At 58.2% G+C, this 15953-nt stretch carries 13 protein-coding genes; 6 read left to right on the plus strand and 7 right to left on the minus strand.

Annotated elements, in window-relative coordinates:
* Positions 1-191: 191 nt before the first annotated feature.
* From T18_RS22390 to T18_RS22405, 4 genes are read right to left on the minus strand one after another with little or no spacing between them, the layout of a single operon-like run.
* On the minus strand, positions 192-1358 hold the full coding sequence (locus tag T18_RS22390) for an acetyl-CoA C-acyltransferase (RefSeq protein WP_038496777.1): 1167 nt from the start codon (positions 1356-1358) through the stop codon (positions 192-194).
* 26 nt (positions 1359-1384) lie between these two features.
* Entirely contained in the window at positions 1385-2188 is an 804-nt protein-coding gene (locus tag T18_RS22395; protein ID WP_051489752.1) for an enoyl-CoA hydratase/isomerase family protein, read from the minus strand.
* Between the two features lie 13 nt (positions 2189-2201).
* Positions 2202-2972: an SDR family NAD(P)-dependent oxidoreductase gene (locus T18_RS22400; protein WP_038496780.1), complete on the minus strand. Its 771-nt coding sequence runs from the start codon at positions 2970-2972 to the stop codon at positions 2202-2204.
* Positions 2962-4632, minus strand: coding sequence for an AMP-binding protein (locus T18_RS22405; RefSeq protein WP_038496782.1), 1671 nt, complete (start codon positions 4630-4632; stop codon positions 2962-2964). Before T18_RS22405 ends, T18_RS22400 begins: the two co-directional genes overlap by 11 nt.
* 164 nt (positions 4633-4796) lie before the next feature.
* Here T18_RS22405 and T18_RS22410 point away from each other — a divergent pair, with 164 nt between their 5' ends.
* Entirely contained in the window at positions 4797-5231 is a 435-nt protein-coding gene (locus T18_RS22410; RefSeq protein WP_075807835.1) for a MaoC family dehydratase, read from the plus strand.
* Positions 5232-5274: 43 nt separating this feature from the next.
* Here T18_RS22410 and T18_RS22415 read toward each other — a convergent pair whose 3' ends face one another.
* Both T18_RS22415 and T18_RS22420 read right to left on the minus strand, forming a co-directional pair.
* Entirely contained in the window at positions 5275-6933 is a 1659-nt protein-coding gene (locus T18_RS22415; RefSeq protein WP_046205658.1) for an MFS transporter, read from the minus strand.
* Between the two features lie 362 nt (positions 6934-7295).
* A complete protein-coding gene (locus T18_RS22420; RefSeq protein WP_323455250.1) occupies positions 7296-7991 on the minus strand; it encodes a TetR/AcrR family transcriptional regulator in 696 nt (231 codons plus the stop codon).
* Between T18_RS22420 and T18_RS28270 the strand changes: the two genes are divergently transcribed.
* The 5 genes from T18_RS28270 to T18_RS22445 all read left to right on the plus strand — a co-directional run bounded on the left by T18_RS28270 (position 7911) and on the right by T18_RS22445 (position 13510).
* Positions 7911-8597, plus strand: coding sequence for an iron chelate uptake ABC transporter family permease subunit (locus T18_RS28270; RefSeq protein ID WP_139322517.1), 687 nt, complete (start codon positions 7911-7913; stop codon positions 8595-8597). The two genes, T18_RS22420 and T18_RS28270, sit on opposite strands and share 81 nt — an antisense overlap.
* Before the next feature lie 659 nt (positions 8598-9256).
* Positions 9257-10324: an alkene reductase gene (locus T18_RS22430; protein WP_038496788.1), complete on the plus strand. Its 1068-nt coding sequence runs from the start codon at positions 9257-9259 to the stop codon at positions 10322-10324.
* 320 nt (positions 10325-10644) lie between these two features.
* Entirely contained in the window at positions 10645-11055 is a 411-nt protein-coding gene (locus T18_RS22435) for a winged helix-turn-helix transcriptional regulator (RefSeq protein ID WP_038496791.1), read from the plus strand.
* A gap of 192 nt (positions 11056-11247) precedes the next feature.
* On the plus strand, positions 11248-12675 hold the full coding sequence (locus tag T18_RS22440) for an aldehyde dehydrogenase family protein (protein WP_038497502.1): 1428 nt from the start codon (positions 11248-11250) through the stop codon (positions 12673-12675).
* A 151-nt stretch (positions 12676-12826) separates the two neighbouring features.
* A complete protein-coding gene (locus T18_RS22445) occupies positions 12827-13510 on the plus strand; it encodes an SDR family NAD(P)-dependent oxidoreductase (protein WP_038496794.1) in 684 nt (227 codons plus the stop codon).
* A 608-nt stretch (positions 13511-14118) separates the two neighbouring features.
* On the opposite strand, the gene T18_RS22450 is transcribed toward T18_RS22445, so the two are convergent.
* Positions 14119-15807 carry a glycoside hydrolase family 32 protein gene (locus tag T18_RS22450; protein ID WP_038496797.1) on the minus strand — a complete coding sequence of 563 codons (1689 nt, stop codon included), beginning with the start codon at positions 15805-15807 and terminating at the stop codon, positions 14119-14121.
* Between the last annotated feature and the right edge of the window lie 146 nt (positions 15808-15953).

The raw sequence follows: 15953 nt of genomic DNA on the forward strand, positions 1-15953 counted from the left end.
TTCCGTGGAATTGGACGCCGCCGACCGTCAACGCTCAAGCTGCCTGACCTGTGGCCTTCACCGGAGGCTTACCCTTGATCCTGACCTCTCTATGTTTAGGAATGGGAGATGCCACCTCTTCGAACATGAAGTTATCGAGTGATCCCAATTCCGAGGACGCAAAACGGCGCATGCAATCTCTCCGCATGCGTTCAGAAAATTTCTAGCGCCACAGCTGTGGCTTCTCCTCCGCCTATGCAAAGTGAAGCCACGCCTTTCTTGAGGCCCCGTGTATTGAGAGCGGAGAGCAACGTAGCGACAACTCTTGTTCCGGAGCAGCCGAGTGGGTGGCCCAAGGCGCAGGCGCCGCCGTTCACGTTGAGCTTTTCATGGGGGATTCTAAGGTCGCGCATGGTTACCATAGGAACAACCGCAAAGGCCTCGTTGACCTCGAACAGATCGACGTCATCCACGCTCCAGCCAACCCTGTCGAGCAATCCCTTGATTGCGAAGACGGGAGATGTGGTGAAGAGGCCAGGTGCCTGCGCGAAGCTCGCTGTACCACGGATGTAGGCGAGTGGCTGCGAGCCAAGCTTTTCAGCGCCCGACATTGGCGTCATGACTACCGCAGCCGCTCCGTCGGATATCGATGCGGAACTTGCGGCAGTGATGGTTCCGCCTTCCTTGAACGCGGGTCGTAGCTGCGGGATCTTCTCGCGCCTCGCCTTTTCCGGCTGCTCGTCGGCAACAAACTCTCCGACCGCCACGATTTCCTCGCGCAGCGCGCCATTGCTTATGGCTGTCGTTGCCCTGTCGAGACTCTCCATCGCGTACTTGTCCTGTTCGGCGCGCGTGAAATGGTAGGCTTCCGCTGTTTGTTCCGCAAAGGTGCCCATCGAGCGGCCGCGGTCATAGGCATCCTCGAGACCGTCGAGGAACATGTGGTCTGTTACCGTCCCATGCCCCATGCGGGCGCCGCCACGATACTTTTCCAGAAGGTATGGCGCATTCGTCATGCTTTCCATTCCGCCAGCAACAGCAAGCCCGATGGTACCGTTGGCAAGGCCGTCATGTGCCATCATGATCGTCTTCATGCCGGATCCGCACACCTTGTTAACGGTTGAGCAGGGAACAGACCATGGCAGCCCGGCTGAATGGGCGGCCTGCCTTGCGGGAGCCTGACCAAGTCCCGCCGGGAGAACGCAGCCCATCAGCAGCTCGTCGACGTCGTCGGCACTCACCGCTGCCCTTTTGAGGGCCTCGGCAATGGCGATGCCGCCAAGTTGCGGGGCCGGGTAGTTTTTGAGCGCGCCCTGGAACGCTCCGATAGGCGTTCGGACCGCAGAGAGGATCACGATGGGGTCTTCATAAGAACGCATGGCTGGGTCCTGTTCCTGTGACGCGTTTACTTCGTGTTCCGGCGAGAGAGGAATTCACCGACCCCCCGTTGAAACGAATCTGACTGCCAGTGCTTCTCAAGCGTGGCGATTTCCGCCTCAAGGCCTTGAGAAAAATTCAATTCGTCAACCTCCGACAGAAGCACCTTTACCCGTCCCATCGACTCCGTGTCGCCGCGCGTCATAGACAGAACGCGTCTTTCCGCGGCAATGAGAAGATCGGAATCATCAACGACCTCGAGGGCGAGCCCCCATTCGAGCGCGGTCTCGGCATCGATGGCTTCGGCACTCAGGATCATCCACTTTGCGCGGCTCCAGCCGATCGCACGGTGCAGACGCACCGTCGATCCGCCGCCTGGGAGCAAGCCCTTTGAAAGATGCGCATCACCAAACGTGGCGGACTTAGCCGCGATGACGACGTCGCTGGCAAGGGCGATTTCGATTCCGCCAGCGCGGGCGGCACCATGAACCGCGACCGCGACGACGAGGTGTGACCGTTCGATGCGCAGCGTGACTTCACGGAAGAGATTGAGAAGGGTGCGCACTCCCTCTGGACCGTTCCCAAGAAGCTCGTTCAGATCTGCGCCGGCGCAAAAGTGCGCCCCCGAACCATGGAGCACAACTCCCTCGATGCCTGGTGTGGCTTCGGCCTTATCAATCGCGTCAAGCATCAATTCAAGCGTCTCAACGTTCAGCGCATTCGCCCGTTCAGGACGTGACAGCCTGATCCACGCGATCTTTCCTTCGCATTCGCATAGCGAGTTGAGGCGTTCTCGGGAGGAGGACTCAAGTCGAACAGCAACTTCGTTCATTTCGTAACCTTGTTCACGCTGGAAGTCGCGCACCGCCGTCGAGGCGAATGAGCGAGCCGTTAAGGTATGGATTTTCGACGATGTGCCGGACCAGCATCGCGAACTCGGTCGGAAGACCCATCCGGGCCGGATAGAGAAGGGCGCGTTTCAATGCTTCGATGCCCTTCTCCGGGATCTGTTCAAACAGCTCGGTTCCAAAAAGACCTGGCGCGACTGCAACGCAACGTACTCCGTGTTCGGCAAGGTCACGGGCGACAGGGAGAGAGAGCGCGGCTACCCCAGCCTTGCTGGCAGCATATGCCGCCTGGCCTTTCTGTCCGTCTTCGGCGGCGACCGACGCCGTGTTGACGATAACGCCCCGCTCGCTGGCCTCTCCCAACGGATCATTCGTGACCATCCTCGCGGACGCCAGCCTCATGACGTTGAACGTTCCAGTGAGATTGATGTCGATCACCTTGCGCCACAGGTCAAAATCGTGGGCTTCCCCGCGGGAGACGATTTTTGCCGAGGACGCTATTCCTGCGCAGTTCACTACGGCGCGCAATGCGCCGAACCGTGCGATACCCTCATCAAGCGCCTTTTCGATCTGCTCATGGCTTCTGATGTCGACGGCCGCAGCCAACGAGGTCTCGGGAGCAAGCTCCGCCTGAAAAACGTTCAGCCTGTCCTGGTTGAGGTCGAGCAGCAGGAGGTTCGCTCCCGCTTCGTGCAGGGCTTTCGCTGTCGCACGGCCGAGACCGGACGCGGCCCCCGTGACGGCGCAGAGCACGCCTTCAATGCGCATTGACGGTTTCCTTCATATTGAGCGTTTCAAGTGTTCCTTCCCGCACCTGCTGCCTCACCACGAACCGCTGGATTTTCCCCGACGGTGTCTTGGGCAGACTGGGCACAAAATGGATCCGGCGCGGGTAGGCATGAGCTGCGAAGTTCTGCTTGACGTGGACCTGCAACGCCTTCTCGAGTGCTTCCGATGGCTGCGATCCCGAGCGGAGGACCACCGCCGCCTCGAGTACTTCGCCTCGGACGGTGTCAGGGATGGCGATGACGGCGGATTCGGCGACGTCTGGATGCGTGGCAAGAACAGATTCCACCTCGAAAGGGCCAATGCGGTATCCGGCCATGATGATGATGTCGTCATCACGGGAGCTGAAATAGACGTAGCCCTCATCGTCGATGCGGGCGAGATCCCCCGTCAGATACCAGCGGCCCTCTGCGGCGAACTTCTCCTGCGACTTGATCGGCTCTTCAACGTATCCAGAGAACCATGCGAACGGGCTGTCGCTTAGCGCGAAAGCAAGACGGCCGACTTCGCCGGGAGACGCGATTTCATCCGCATCGAGACTCAGGATGACGGCGCGCCAGCCAGGCATGGGCAGGCCCATCGATCCTTCTTTGATGGGGCGCTTGAGATCGGGGTGGTGGTGGTTGTTCACCAGCATGCCAGCCTCGGTCTGCCCGAAATGGTCATGCACCAGAACGCCAAGCGCGTCCTTGCTCCACGCGTTGACCTCAGGGGTGAGGGGCTCCCCTGCGCTGCTCGCCGCCCGCAGCACGACGGGAGGCGGCGTCATGCCGGATCCGATCAGGGAGCGGTAGACGGTCGGAGCCGCCGTGAAATTGGTGACATGGAAGTCCGACAGGACCCTATAGGTGAGCTCCGGCGAGAAACCGGCGCACAGGAGGATCGAAGGCGTTCCTGTGGTAAGAGTCGCCAGAACGCCGAAATACAGACCATAACCCCAGCCGGGATCGGCCGAATTCCAGAAGATGTCGTCGGGTGTGAGCCCGAGCGCGAATTCCGCATAGGCCTGAAATCCGGCAAGTGCTTTCGCAGGAACGACCACGCCCTTGGGTTTTCCGGTGGTGCCGGATGTGTAGATCTGGATGAACGCACCATCGCCGCCGACTGCAACACTTGGCATTCCGGTCGTGCCGGCTGACAGAAGCGCATCGAACGAGAGTTCGTCGTCAACTGCCTGCCCCGTGGTCATGACCCGCCATGTCTTGGTCTCCCCGTCCACAGCGATCGAGGCCAGTTTCGAGCGTTGGGAGGCGTCACAGGCCACCAGCGCGGCTGCGCAGGAAGTGAGGCGGAACTCGATCGCTGGAGGAGCGAAGGCAGTAAAGAGAGGAACGTGAACTGCCCCGATCCGCCAGATCGCCAGGATCGTCACGAGGTATTCGCGTCCCTTGCTCATCAAAGTTGCAACACGGTCGCCGCGCTTGATACCCTGGGCAACGAAGGAGGCTGCAAGCTTCTCGGAGTCACGGCGAAGGTCACTGTAGGTGAGCACCGTGTAAGTGAGATCCTCGCGGACAATGGTATGCGCGACAGCGTCTTCAGGATGGCGGTCGCAGAGATGCCAGGCGACATTGAAGTTCCTGTCGGAATAGGTTTCTGCGAGTTGCAGGACTTTGTCCTGCACGGAATGGGTTACGCTCATGTTGGTCCTCCCATGTTTCGGCAAGCTCCACCTCGCCGAACCTGACTGAACAAGTGTTCAGGACGTTATGGGCCTGCTGTACACTTGTCAAGCGGGCGGTTTGCTTTCAGAACAGATCGGTCGTCGCAGGTGGCGGGATCCTCGAACGCGAAAGGATGCGATCCATGGGAGCTTCAAATCAGGGCGGCAGGCATGTTCGGGTCGGACAGAAATTCGCACGGTCGTACTATTTCGGCGAGAAGGAGATCAGCGATTTCGCTCGAAACGCTGGCGATACCAATCCTTTGCACCACGACCGGCAAGTCGCCGCGCGCTCGCGGTTCGGTTCGATCATCGCAAGTGGGACCCATTATACCGCACTCATGATGGGGCTCGTGGCGGATCACTTCACGCGGGATGGCGAGGCGGTGGGTCTGGAATTTAGCTTCCAATTCAAGAAGGCGGTTCCAGCTGGTTCGACGATGACGGCACAATGGTCGGTCGTCGATGTTACCTGGAATGAAAAGCTCGGGGGAGATGTTGTGCACCTGGCTGGAACGCTCGCCCAAGCCGAGGTTGTCCATGTCATAGCCAGCGGAAAGGCATTGGTCATGCGGTGAAAATGATCAGGGCCGCTTTGGCGGCCCTGATGAGAGGATGCTGCTATCCCTTCGAGATGTCCGTGCCGCGCGTCTCCCGCGCGAAGATGAGGCTCAGCACCATGCAGGCGGCGGCGATACCGACCGGGTAGTAGAGCCCGGAATAGACGTTTCCGGTTGCGGCGACGATCGCGAATGCCGTCGCTGGCAGGAAGCCCCCAAACCATGCCGCGCTCAGGTGGTACGGAAAGGACATGGCGGTGTACCTGATGCGCGACGGGAACATTTCCAGAAGCGATGTTGTCGTCGGCGCAAAGACCATTGCGCCAAGTGCCAGAAGCACGCAGAGCAGTGCGACGATCGCTGGTTCGTTGATAAACGCAGGATCGGCGTTTCCAAGCGGATAGCCGGCGTCGGTGAGGGCCTGCTTCAGTTCCGCGTCGAGGCGCGTCTTCTGGGCCGCCGCGTCGGCCGCTTCTGCTGGATAGCTTGCAATGGTACGATCGCCAACCCGCACACTTGCGACACTTCCCGCGGCAGCATCTTCGCTGCGGTAATTCAGCCCGAGCCCCGTGACGGCGGCGATGCCGACGTCGCAGGACTTGGTGAATTTCGCAGTGCCGAGCGGATTGAATTGGAAGGAGCAGTCCTCAGGGTCGGCGACGATCGTGATTGGAGCACGATCCTGCGCCGCCTCGAGCGCCGGGTTGGCGTAGTGCGCAAGTCCCTGGAAGGCCGGGATCGTCACGATCGCGGCAATCAGGTAGCCGATTACATAGACCGGTTTGCGTCCCACTTTGTCAGAGACCTTGCCGAAGATGACGTACAACGGCGCGGTGAGAACGGTCGCGGTGATCAGCATCAGGTTGGCGGAGAGGTTCTCCACCTTCAGCACCTTGGTCAAAAAGAACAGGGTATAGAATTGCCCCGTGTACCAGATGACCGCCTGGGCAGGCAGGATGCAAAGAGCCGCGATGATGATGATCCTGACATTGCGCCACGTGCCGAACGTTTCGGCCAGCGGAGACTTCGAGGCCTTGCCTTCGGCCTTCATGCGCTTGAACTCAGGGGATTCGTCGAGCTTGAGACGAATCCAGAGTGAGACCGCAAGGAGAACAATGGAGACCAGGAACGGGATACGCCATCCCCATGACGTGAAGGCGTCCGGACCCATGACAAGACGCAGAGGGATGATGATCGCGACGGCGAGAAGGAAGCCAATGGCGGCGGTCATGATAATCCAGGCAGTGTAGGTCGCGCGCTTGTCGGAAGGGGCGTGCTCCGCCACGTATACCATCGCGCCCCCAAATTCACCGCCAAGGGCCAGCCCCTGAAGCATGCGCATGGTCACGAACAAGATCGGCGCAGCCACTCCAATTGTCGCATAGGTAGGCAACAGACCAATGAGAAAAGTCGATCCCCCCATGAGCACGATCGTCACCAGAAACGTGTACTTTCGACCTACAAGGTCGCCGAGCCTGCCAAAGACGATGGCGCCAAACGGACGAAGCATGAATCCGGCTGCGAAACCGAGGAGAGTAAAGATAAACCCGGCTGTCGGGTTCACGCCAGAGAAAAACGCCTTCGCAATCTCTGTCGCGACCAAGCCGATCAGAAAGAAGTCATAGAATTCGAATACGGTTCCAAGCGAGGCTGCAAGGATGACCTTTCGGTCTCTTGCCGATATTCCCTCAGCTTGAGCCATTGTCTCGGCATGTGCCATTTATTTCCTCCCGGTGAATATACGGATGTCAGTACCGTGATCGTGCCGCGCGTCATCTAAATGCGAGCAGTATCGTTCGCCCCGGGACTGACCAGGTCGCTGCTTTCTGCAAAAATTTAAATGACGTCAGGCTGTGGTTATTTGCGATGCGCCTTCGTGCTTGTGCCGCGGAAGGCTTCCCCTCTTGTTCAAACACCTCCACATGCTGAACAACTGTTCAGTGATAGTAAAAGGCACTGAACAGTTGTCAAGTCGTTTCTTTACGTTGCAGGTGGGGATGCATATTCGCTTGGGATCAGCAAGCGCCGGACGGCAAATCTCGCAAAGCAGCCATCAAGGTGAGCGGTCTCACTGTAGTTTCGTTACGATGAGACAGGCCGGAAGAGCTTGAGAAGCGTGGTCTCGCAGTCCTGACGGAGAGACCCGTAGTTTTGCTCCCAATCCTTGTCCTGAAGCCACTGGATAAAACTGCCTTCGACGACCGCACGTGCGCGTTTGGCCGCAGCCGTCAGGTCGTCCACCTCGAAAATGCCCGCCTGCACTCCTTGATGGATCACGCTGGCATAGGTCCCATCGATGTGCGTGCGCAGAAGGTCCGCCAGCTCCACAAAGGTTGATTCGCGTGTCGAGTATTGAACCAGATCGAGATAGATAAGGTGAAAGTCCCGGCTGGGCTTTGGGCCTAAGAACACGCCGTCCATTAACGCGGAAAAGGCGGAACGTGCGTCCTGAATGCTTGCAACCTTACGCGCGATACGGCGGACGGTCCCGGCAAGCGCCCAACGCATTGTCTCCATAACCAGTGCATCTCGGGACTTGAAATGGTATCCTATGAGAGCCGGACTGACTTCGAGTTCCTTGGCAATCCTTCGCAGGGACAGCTGCTGGGTGCCGATGGAGGCCATGGCCTTGTAGGTTCCGCGAATGATCCGGATCTCGTGCGTCGAATAGGACGGGATATCGATGCGCGGCAGGAGATGCTCGTCGGCCGACGCTGCCTCCGATCCCGCGATGGATGTCTTTTCTACGCTACCTTGCAACTTTTGACCTGCTCCCAACGAAACCTGAGTTCATATGCTCGGTCTCGCCGTAAGGCGTCAAGTGGCGGCGGTGCGTCCGTATCACAAAGGGCTGATCAGATCGCCACTTCCTCAAATTCCGTCGGCACGCCGCAAAAATCGCCGGAATGCGCGAAGACGACAGGATTTCCATGCGCTCCGATCCGGGCTTCGCCAGAGCTAAGCAGTCTGCTCTTGGCAATCCTCGCCGGAGCCATCCTGTCGCTGGCAGGCGCCGCGATGCAGGGACTGTTGCGCAACCCGCTCGTCAGTCCCTATACGCTTGGCCTTTCACCGGCGGCGGCCTTCGGTGCTGCGATTGCCATTCTGGTCGCGCAAAGCAATGGCACTAGTGTCGGCATCACGGTTAGTCTCAGCCCCATCGCCTTTTCGCTGGCCTGCTCGCTGATTGTTCTCGGCCTTGCCACGGTCAAATCGATGAACATCACAGTTCTGATCCTCCATGGCACAGCACTGACAGCAATCTTCAGCGCACTGACGTCAGGTCTGCAATACATCGCCAGTGATGAGACCCTTGCGGCCATCACGCGGTGGACGTTTGGTTCTGTCAATGAAGCGCGCCGTCACAGTCCAAGCTTCGATTGACACGGGGCAGCCGAATGAGGTCAGGCGTTCCATCCGCATTGACGTGCGGGCAGATCAGAGCCGGGAGACGCGGATTATCCGCTTGGCGAAGTAAGTATGCCGCACCGCAAACGGTTTCCGGCCACACACCCGAACTTTCCGCTCACGCACAATTCCCGACAATCTTCTTCATCCGGATTCGTAACTGGCAACATCGAAGCAGGCAAACGGCTCCGGGCTTGGCACCAAGTTCATCGAAACGGCATGGAACTGGACAAGTGGTCACCCTCTCTTCTTCTGATAATCGATGCCGCCCGCAGATGGCTCGACGCGGGTGCCAAGGTATCGACAGGTCAGACCTAGAAACCGCTTGCCTGCTCCCATGGCTGCGGCTTCCCCGGTGATACTTCGCCACGAACTTGCCCATCCAGATAACCGCTGCCTGACAGTAGGTTTCCTCAGTCCTACCAAGGCGACTAGAAGTGCCTGATTGACACTAGGTTTATGATGTATACCTATAATTCCGGTGCTTTGAGGCAACCGGCCGAGACCGTGATGGGCGTTCGTCACTCTCGCCGACGGCTCGCTCTGCCAATAGTTCATCCGACTGGAAACAGGACTTCGCATGAGCGTCGGCTAGCATGAGCGATTGTGAAATAGGTTAAACATCTGAGGATATTATGGAAAGTCTGAAACTTTTAACTCCCCTAGGCAACGAGGCGCTCACCTTCAAAAATCGGGTGTTCATGGCGCCGATGACGAGAGGTCGTTCCAAAGACCATATCGCCAACGAGCTGACCGCGACATATTACGCGCAGCGTGCATCGGCAGGTCTCATTTTCACCGAAGGCACCCAAATCAGCCCTCAGGCGGTCGGATGGACCAACACTCCAGGCATCTACACGCCCGAGCAGATTGCCGGATGGAAGAAGGTGACAAAGGCCGTTCACGAAGCCGGTGGCCTGATTTTCGCGCAGCTCTGGCATACCGGGCGAGCCTCCCATCCTGATTTTCATGGTGGAGAGCTTCCGGTCGCGCCTTCGGCGGTGTCTTTCAACAGCCAGGCGTTCACCCCGGAGGGCGTCAAGCAGTCTGTGACGCCGCGCGAAATGACGATCGAAGAAATCAAGGCGACGATCGCAGACTATGGAAAAGCCGCCCAGGCCGCGAAGGACGCGGGCTTTGACGGTGTCGAGGTACACGGCGCCAATGGTTACTTGCCGGCGCAGTTTCTGGAAGATGGCCCGAACAAAAGAACCGATGAATACGGTGGCACCACAGAAAAGCGCGCGCGGTTCCTGCTTGAAGCGACAGATGCTGCCATGGAGGTCTTCGGACCGGCGCGTGTCTCGGTGAGGCTATCGCCGCGCATCCCCTACAACGACATGGGGGACTCTAATCTCGAGCAGACCTACATGTTCGCCGTCGAAGCGCTGGAGAAGAAAAAGGTCGGCATATTGCATTTCATGGAATCGGCGATTCTGCCCGACGGCGTGAAGCCGTTGGCACCGGGGGCTCGGGAGCGGTTCTCGGGAATATTCGTGTTGAATGTTGGCTACGATCGAGAGTCAGCAGAACATGCCCTGCAAACAGGCGCGGCCGATGCAACTACATTCGGCACGCTGTTTATCAGCAACCCCGACCTACCGGAACGCTTCCGCCAGGATGCACCGCTGGCAGCAGCGGACGCCGCGACCTACTATAGTGGATCTGAGGGTGGTTATACCGACTATCCGCCGCTAGCATAGTTCATCATGGTCGAAGGCGATTGGGTAGGTTATGACCACGTACCTCGTCGCCGTGTTAGGTCAAGCGCCGTGCCCAGCCAGGCACGGCGCCACTACCGACTGGGTTTTCGGCAGGCCTGAGATCGTCGCCGATCCGGGGACTTGAGCACCTTATCCCGATCGAGGCCCTTCGGAATTGCGGCGCAAGGCAAAACCCACTGTCGACATCAGAACGAGGCATACGAAATGAACAGCGTTGCGTTCGATTGCTCCAAGTATATAATGTAGCCTTAGGCCCTCGTGGCGCTTCAAGTCGCCCATGTATAGGTTAGGAAACCAGTATGCTTGAACTGGAACCGCTCTGTTTCTCATCCGAATGCCCCAGCCGGGCTCTGTTCGATCAGATTGCTGATAAATGGTCGATGATGGTTCTGACTGTACTCGACGACGGGCCGCAGCGCTTCAACGCGATCCGTCGCCGCCTGCAAGGCGTGACGCAGAAGGCGCTTACCCAATGCCTACGCCGCCTTGAGCGCAACGGTCTGGTAGCGCGAGAGGTGATTTCGCTTTCACCGGTTGCGGTGCAGTACCAGATCACGCCTTTGGGACGCACCTTGCAGCAGCCGTTCCGAGCGCTGCACGAATGGACGCTTGTGAAATTGCCGGACGTCGTCGCAGCACGCGAAGCCTTTGACGGCTTGGCCGGAGCAGGCACAGGTGCGGACAGGACACTATTGCAATCAGTCGCATGAACTCCGCCCTGAGATGATCGCCACGACAGCGCTCACCGCGATTTTCTTTAGCGTCATTTACCCGCTCCTTCTGACGGTGGTACGGGCGACCCGCAGTATCCTTTGACCTACCAGCGCGACTTAAGGTGCCTAATTGACGCTAGGTCTACAATGTACACCTATGGCTTCGTCACCAATGATGGAGCTTTTCTGATGCGTAATAACCTTCAATTTTATATCGATGGATCTTGGGAAGAACCGTCAAGCGACGCGGTGCTCGAGGTCATCAACCCGGCCGACGAATCCGTCGTCGGTCAGGTCGCCCTTGGCGATGCAGACGACGTGGACAAGGCCGTCTCTGCGGCGCGCAAGGCATTCGCAACCTACTCACAGACGTCGGTCGCGGAACGCATCGCGCTTTTTGATCGCATCATCGCCGCGTATGAAAGGAGAATGGGCGACCTCGCTATCGCAATCAGCGAAGAAATGGGTGCGCCACAGTGGCTGGCCGAACAGCTGCAGGCAACGGTCGGCATCGCCCATTTCCAAATCGCACGGGCTGCCTTGGCAGACTATCGTTTCGATGAACCGCTGGGTGCTACCGTAATCGTGCGCGAGGCGGTCGGTGTCTGCGCGCTGATCACGCCGTGGAACTGGCCGATGATGCTGATCGCCGCGAAAGTTGCCCCGGCTCTCGCCGCGGGATGCACCATGGTGCTCAAGCCGTCCGAAATCGCGCCATTCTCCGCGACCATCTTTGCTGAGATCCTGGACGAGGCCGGTGTCCCCAAGGGGGTGTTCAACCTTATCCATGGGAACGGCCCAGGCGTCGGCAATGCGTTGACGAGCCACCCCGAGGTCGACCTGGTGTCGTTTACTGGTTCGACGGCGGCCGGTGTCCAGGTCGCGCGCAGCGCCGCCGGAACTGTCAAGCGGGTACATCAGGAACTGGGGGGCAAATCGCCAAATGTTATCCTGCCCAGCGCTGATCTGGCATCAGCTGTCGAGGGCGGTGTGGCGCAGATCATGCTGAATTGTGGGCAGTCCTGCAACGCGCCATCGCGCATGCTTGTCCATGTCGATCAGGTCGAAGAAGCGATCGGCTACGCCCGGACGGCCGCCGAGACCTGGTCGGTTGGCCATCCTTCATCCAATGCAAAGATGGGGCCGGTAGCTTCCGAAGCCCAGTGGAACAAGATTCAGAGCCTGATCCAGACTGGCATCGATGAAGGGGCCAGGCTCGTGACCGGCGGGCTCGGTCGCCCGGACGGACTTGAGACCGGCTTCTACGTCAAGCCGACGGTCTTTGCCGATGTGCGCAACGACATGACCATTGCTCGGGAAGAGATTTTCGGCCCGGTCCTGGTCATCATTGCCTATTCCGACGAAGAAGAAGCCGTGCGGATTGCCAATGACACAGTCTATGGGCTTGCGGCCTATGTGCAGGGCGAATGCGGCGCGGCCAACGCGACGGCGCGCCGCCTGCGTGCCGGTCAGGTTCTCTTGAACAATGCCAATCTCGATCTTGCCGCGCCCTTCGGCGGGTACAAGCAGTCCGGCAACGGCCGCGAATGGGGTCCGATGGCGATTGCTGATTTCCTTGAAATCAAAGCCATCGTCGGCCTCAACGAGGCCGCCTGATATCTGGCACAAAGCGTAACGTACTTGCCCCTGGGCCGGTCACGCGGGTTCCGGGGGCAATCTGTCCGACGAATGTCAGCCGCTCGCTGATGGTGTCGCCGCTCTACATGTCGCCGTTTCGAAACAGATCAAAGCAAAGGATGTAATTCCCGTGTCACTCAGCAAGACCGCCGTCGTCTTTGGCGTGGGCCCCGGCATCGGCATAGCTGCCGCCCGTGAGTTCGCAGCACTGGGCTACCGGCTCGCCCTCGTCGCCCGGACCAGCTCGAAGCTTGAGCGGCTTGTCGCGCAGTTCGAGGAAGCCGGGGCGACCGCGAGGGGATTTGTGGCCGATGGCGGAGACGGCGCGTCGATCGACGCCGTCGTACCCGAGATCCGCAAGTGGGCAGAGGGCGACCCGAGTGTCGTGTTGTTCAACGCTTTCACGTCTCAGCCCGCGGGCCCGACACACAAAGTCTCCCCGGCGGGATTCGCGCGAAGCCTGCTGGTGAACGCTGCTGCGGCGCAGCACCTGGCCTATCACTTCGCACCCGCGCTGGTGGCGGCAGGCGAGGGCTCGTTGCTCTTCACTGGGAATTCGATGCCGCTCCATCCGATGGGTAACGGCTTCGGCACGTTAAGCGCCGGCAAGTCTGCGATGCGGTCGGTGGCCCTGACTTTGGCCGAGGACCTTGCCGGGAGTGGCGTGCGGGTCGGCCTCCTCACTGTCGACGGCCCGACGGCCCGGGGCAGCGCCCTTGATCCCGACGTGATCGCGGCCGAGTTCGTGAAGATGCACGAAGGCACCGTCACCGAGACGGAGATCATCCACAGTGGGCCATCCGCTACGGCCTGAAGTTGACCTCGCTCCATGCGCGCAGTCATCGCAAGGGTGCCAATACGATGTTGCCGTGAGCCGCCCAGCGTGGCCGACGCCTCGCAACGGATAGAGTACCACGTTCGGCGGACTAGGCGGACCTTCGATTGTTGTGCGGGTACGCGCTATGATCATGACAATGACAATTTGTTATGGGCTTGCTGCCTATCTGCACATCCTTGCCGGTGAGCGCGCGCAGTCCGACGCGTCAATCCGATTGACTGCACGCTGTAACATCAGAGCTTTTGAAAAGCCGAGATGTTTTCGCTTAGCCATAATGCCACCGAAAAAAGACAATCTACGTTTGACGGAAGAACCGGCAATTCGTCGGGCTTCAGCATTCGACCCGCGGAATTCTCATCGAAGAATGAGTAGGCCGCTTGATCCCCGACAAGTTGGACAAAAGCTATGGTTGTTCGCCTTTCGGAGATGACCACATTCGATGTGTCAACATGCCTTTGTTCCCAGTCGACCGAGCGCGATCGCAGTATTGAACACCGCTCCGCCCGAGTGCGGAACGAAACCCAGCGCTCCGCCTATCGTTGTCGTTGAAATCATGCCGATTAGCGCTTCTCCGCAGCACAGGATTATTTCGAACGCCTTTCAAAGACCTCTGCACAAGCGGTAGAAGATATTTCCAGACGATCCGGCTCGATATGCACGTAGCCTCGACGGGTTCCGCAAACCGCTCCCCCATCCGCGAAAATCTCGACAACGCCTCGGTCGTGAACAAGACGAAGATCATGGCCCTTCCCAAGTCGCGTTACGTATTGAATTGAGCCGTCGTCTTGTGCCAGCCGGATTGAAAGAACGTTGCTCACGACAGACAATTCGAAAGCAAGGTCACCGTTCTTGGTCGCAACGAGTTTACTGCCTTCTAGCGGTCCAGAAAGACGGATATCGACTGGCGCGTCTGGAAGCGAGTAATCTCCTGTTTTTTTCGTGATGAGCGGGATCGCAGCATAGTGCTCGTCAAACTCAAGCGCTGGCAACATGCATACCTTCTTCTTGTCTTCGCTAAGACTTAGAACTCTTGGCAGAGACATTTCTCCGGAATAGGATGAGCCTTCGGGTTTGCGGTATTCCCAGTTGAACAGCCAGGCAAAAGCGATTTGCCGACCATCTGCTTCGAAACTCTGCATCGCGTAATAATCAGTCCCGAAATCCAGCAGTTGTAATTCCGGTGTGTCCGGGATGAAGTGATCGTCGATAAATTCACCGATTAGCGCATAAAGTAGGTTATGACGCCCTGTTGTTGGTTCAATGTGCCCGACAAAACCCATGACAAGCACCCATTTATCCTCCAGCTGGAAGAAATCAGGACACTCTACAGCCCGGGCACCCTCTTCGCGGAAATTGGCAGGGGCGCGGTAGAGAGGTCCCAGATACTGCCATTCCATTCCATCGTCTGATCCATACAATAAAACCGCGGGATCCCTTTCGATTGATGCGCCAAGGGTCATGCGATAGGCGTTTGCAGCCTTATCCCACCAGACTTTCGGATCCCGAAAATCATGCTTCACACCTTCCGGCCGCGTCTCCAGTATGGTCGTGATCCGTTCGGCTTTTACGATATCTCTGCCCGGTTCCGCTATTTTCTGAATTTCGCGATAACCGTTGAATAGGTCGTAGGCGGGCAGGCGCTCCGTATAATAGAACTTCAACGTTCCGTCCCGGTCCTTGAAAGCACATCCGGAGAATGCGCCTCCGGTTGCACCAAGCCTCGCGAGGTTCTGCTCCGGGTGTAGAAAAACCGGCATGTGAAGCCACGTACAAAGATTGCGGCTTGTTGCGTGACCCCAGTGCATAGGTGCCCAGTCTGGGCCACCTGGATGAAATTGATAAAACAGATGCCATGTATCGCCGATCTTGCACAAACCGTTAGGATCGTTCATCCAATTCTTGACTGGAGAAAAATGCAGGCGCGGCCGCTGCGCATCGGACGCGCACCAGGTGTCGATCTCAGTTCCAGTGCGCTCAATCAGTTGTTGGTCGAATTCCAGAATGGTAATGCCAAGCTTCGAAACAGACTTTGGATTATAGGCATAAGCGAAGGTAATTTCGGTAACGCTGTCGTTCCATTCGATGTCCACCTCACTTGTTTCGCGATGGTGGTAGCTGTAAAATTCGGGAAACTCCGAAAATCGTTTGACTGCCCAAAGAGTTTGCCCTGCTTGCATGATCCGGAATGGAAATTCCGTAGCATTTTTGTCAATGGCTCTGGCCCAGAACTCAATGCGAGTTCCTAGCTCAAGGGAAATTGTTTGTTTACGCATCACAGACGCCCTTTGCCTATAAAATCATTGTTTGGACGAGGCCATACAGTTCCATTGGAACCATTATCGCGTTCTCCCAGTCTTCAACTGGCGATCGGCCTGCCGGCGCGTCGCACAGACAAACCAACCGTCACCTGAAAGCAGGT

The organism is Rhizobium sp. TBD182 (genome assembly GCF_001950375.1).
In the GTDB taxonomy this organism is placed as follows: domain Bacteria; phylum Pseudomonadota; class Alphaproteobacteria; order Rhizobiales; family Rhizobiaceae; genus Agrobacterium; species Agrobacterium tumefaciens.

Bases quoted from the DNA above. Each gene is read 5' to 3' on its own strand.
- T18_RS22440 (WP_038497502.1), top strand. From the start codon at position 11,248: ATGCGTAATAACCTTCAATTTTATATCGATGGATCTTGGGAAGAACCG.
- T18_RS22430 (WP_038496788.1), top strand. From the start codon at position 9,257: ATGGAAAGTCTGAAACTTTTAACTCCCCTAGGCAACGAGGCGCTCACC.
- T18_RS22435 (WP_038496791.1), top strand. From the start codon at position 10,645: ATGCTTGAACTGGAACCGCTCTGTTTCTCATCCGAATGCCCCAGCCGG.
- T18_RS22415 (WP_046205658.1), bottom strand. From the start codon at position 6,933: ATGGCACATGCCGAGACAATGGCTCAAGCTGAGGGAATATCGGCAAGA.
- T18_RS22405 (WP_038496782.1), bottom strand. From the start codon at position 4,632: ATGAGCGTAACCCATTCCGTGCAGGACAAAGTCCTGCAACTCGCAGAA.
- T18_RS22390 (WP_038496777.1), bottom strand. From the start codon at position 1,358: ATGCGTTCTTATGAAGACCCCATCGTGATCCTCTCTGCGGTCCGAACG.
- T18_RS22395 (WP_051489752.1), bottom strand. From the start codon at position 2,188: ATGAACGAAGTTGCTGTTCGACTTGAGTCCTCCTCCCGAGAACGCCTC.
- T18_RS28270 (WP_139322517.1), top strand. From the start codon at position 7,911: ATGCTCGTCGGCCGACGCTGCCTCCGATCCCGCGATGGATGTCTTTTC.
- T18_RS22410 (WP_075807835.1), top strand. From the start codon at position 4,797: ATGGGAGCTTCAAATCAGGGCGGCAGGCATGTTCGGGTCGGACAGAAA.
- T18_RS22400 (WP_038496780.1), bottom strand. From the start codon at position 2,972: ATGCGCATTGAAGGCGTGCTCTGCGCCGTCACGGGGGCCGCGTCCGGT.
- T18_RS22450 (WP_038496797.1), bottom strand. From the start codon at position 15,807: ATGCGTAAACAAACAATTTCCCTTGAGCTAGGAACTCGCATTGAGTTC.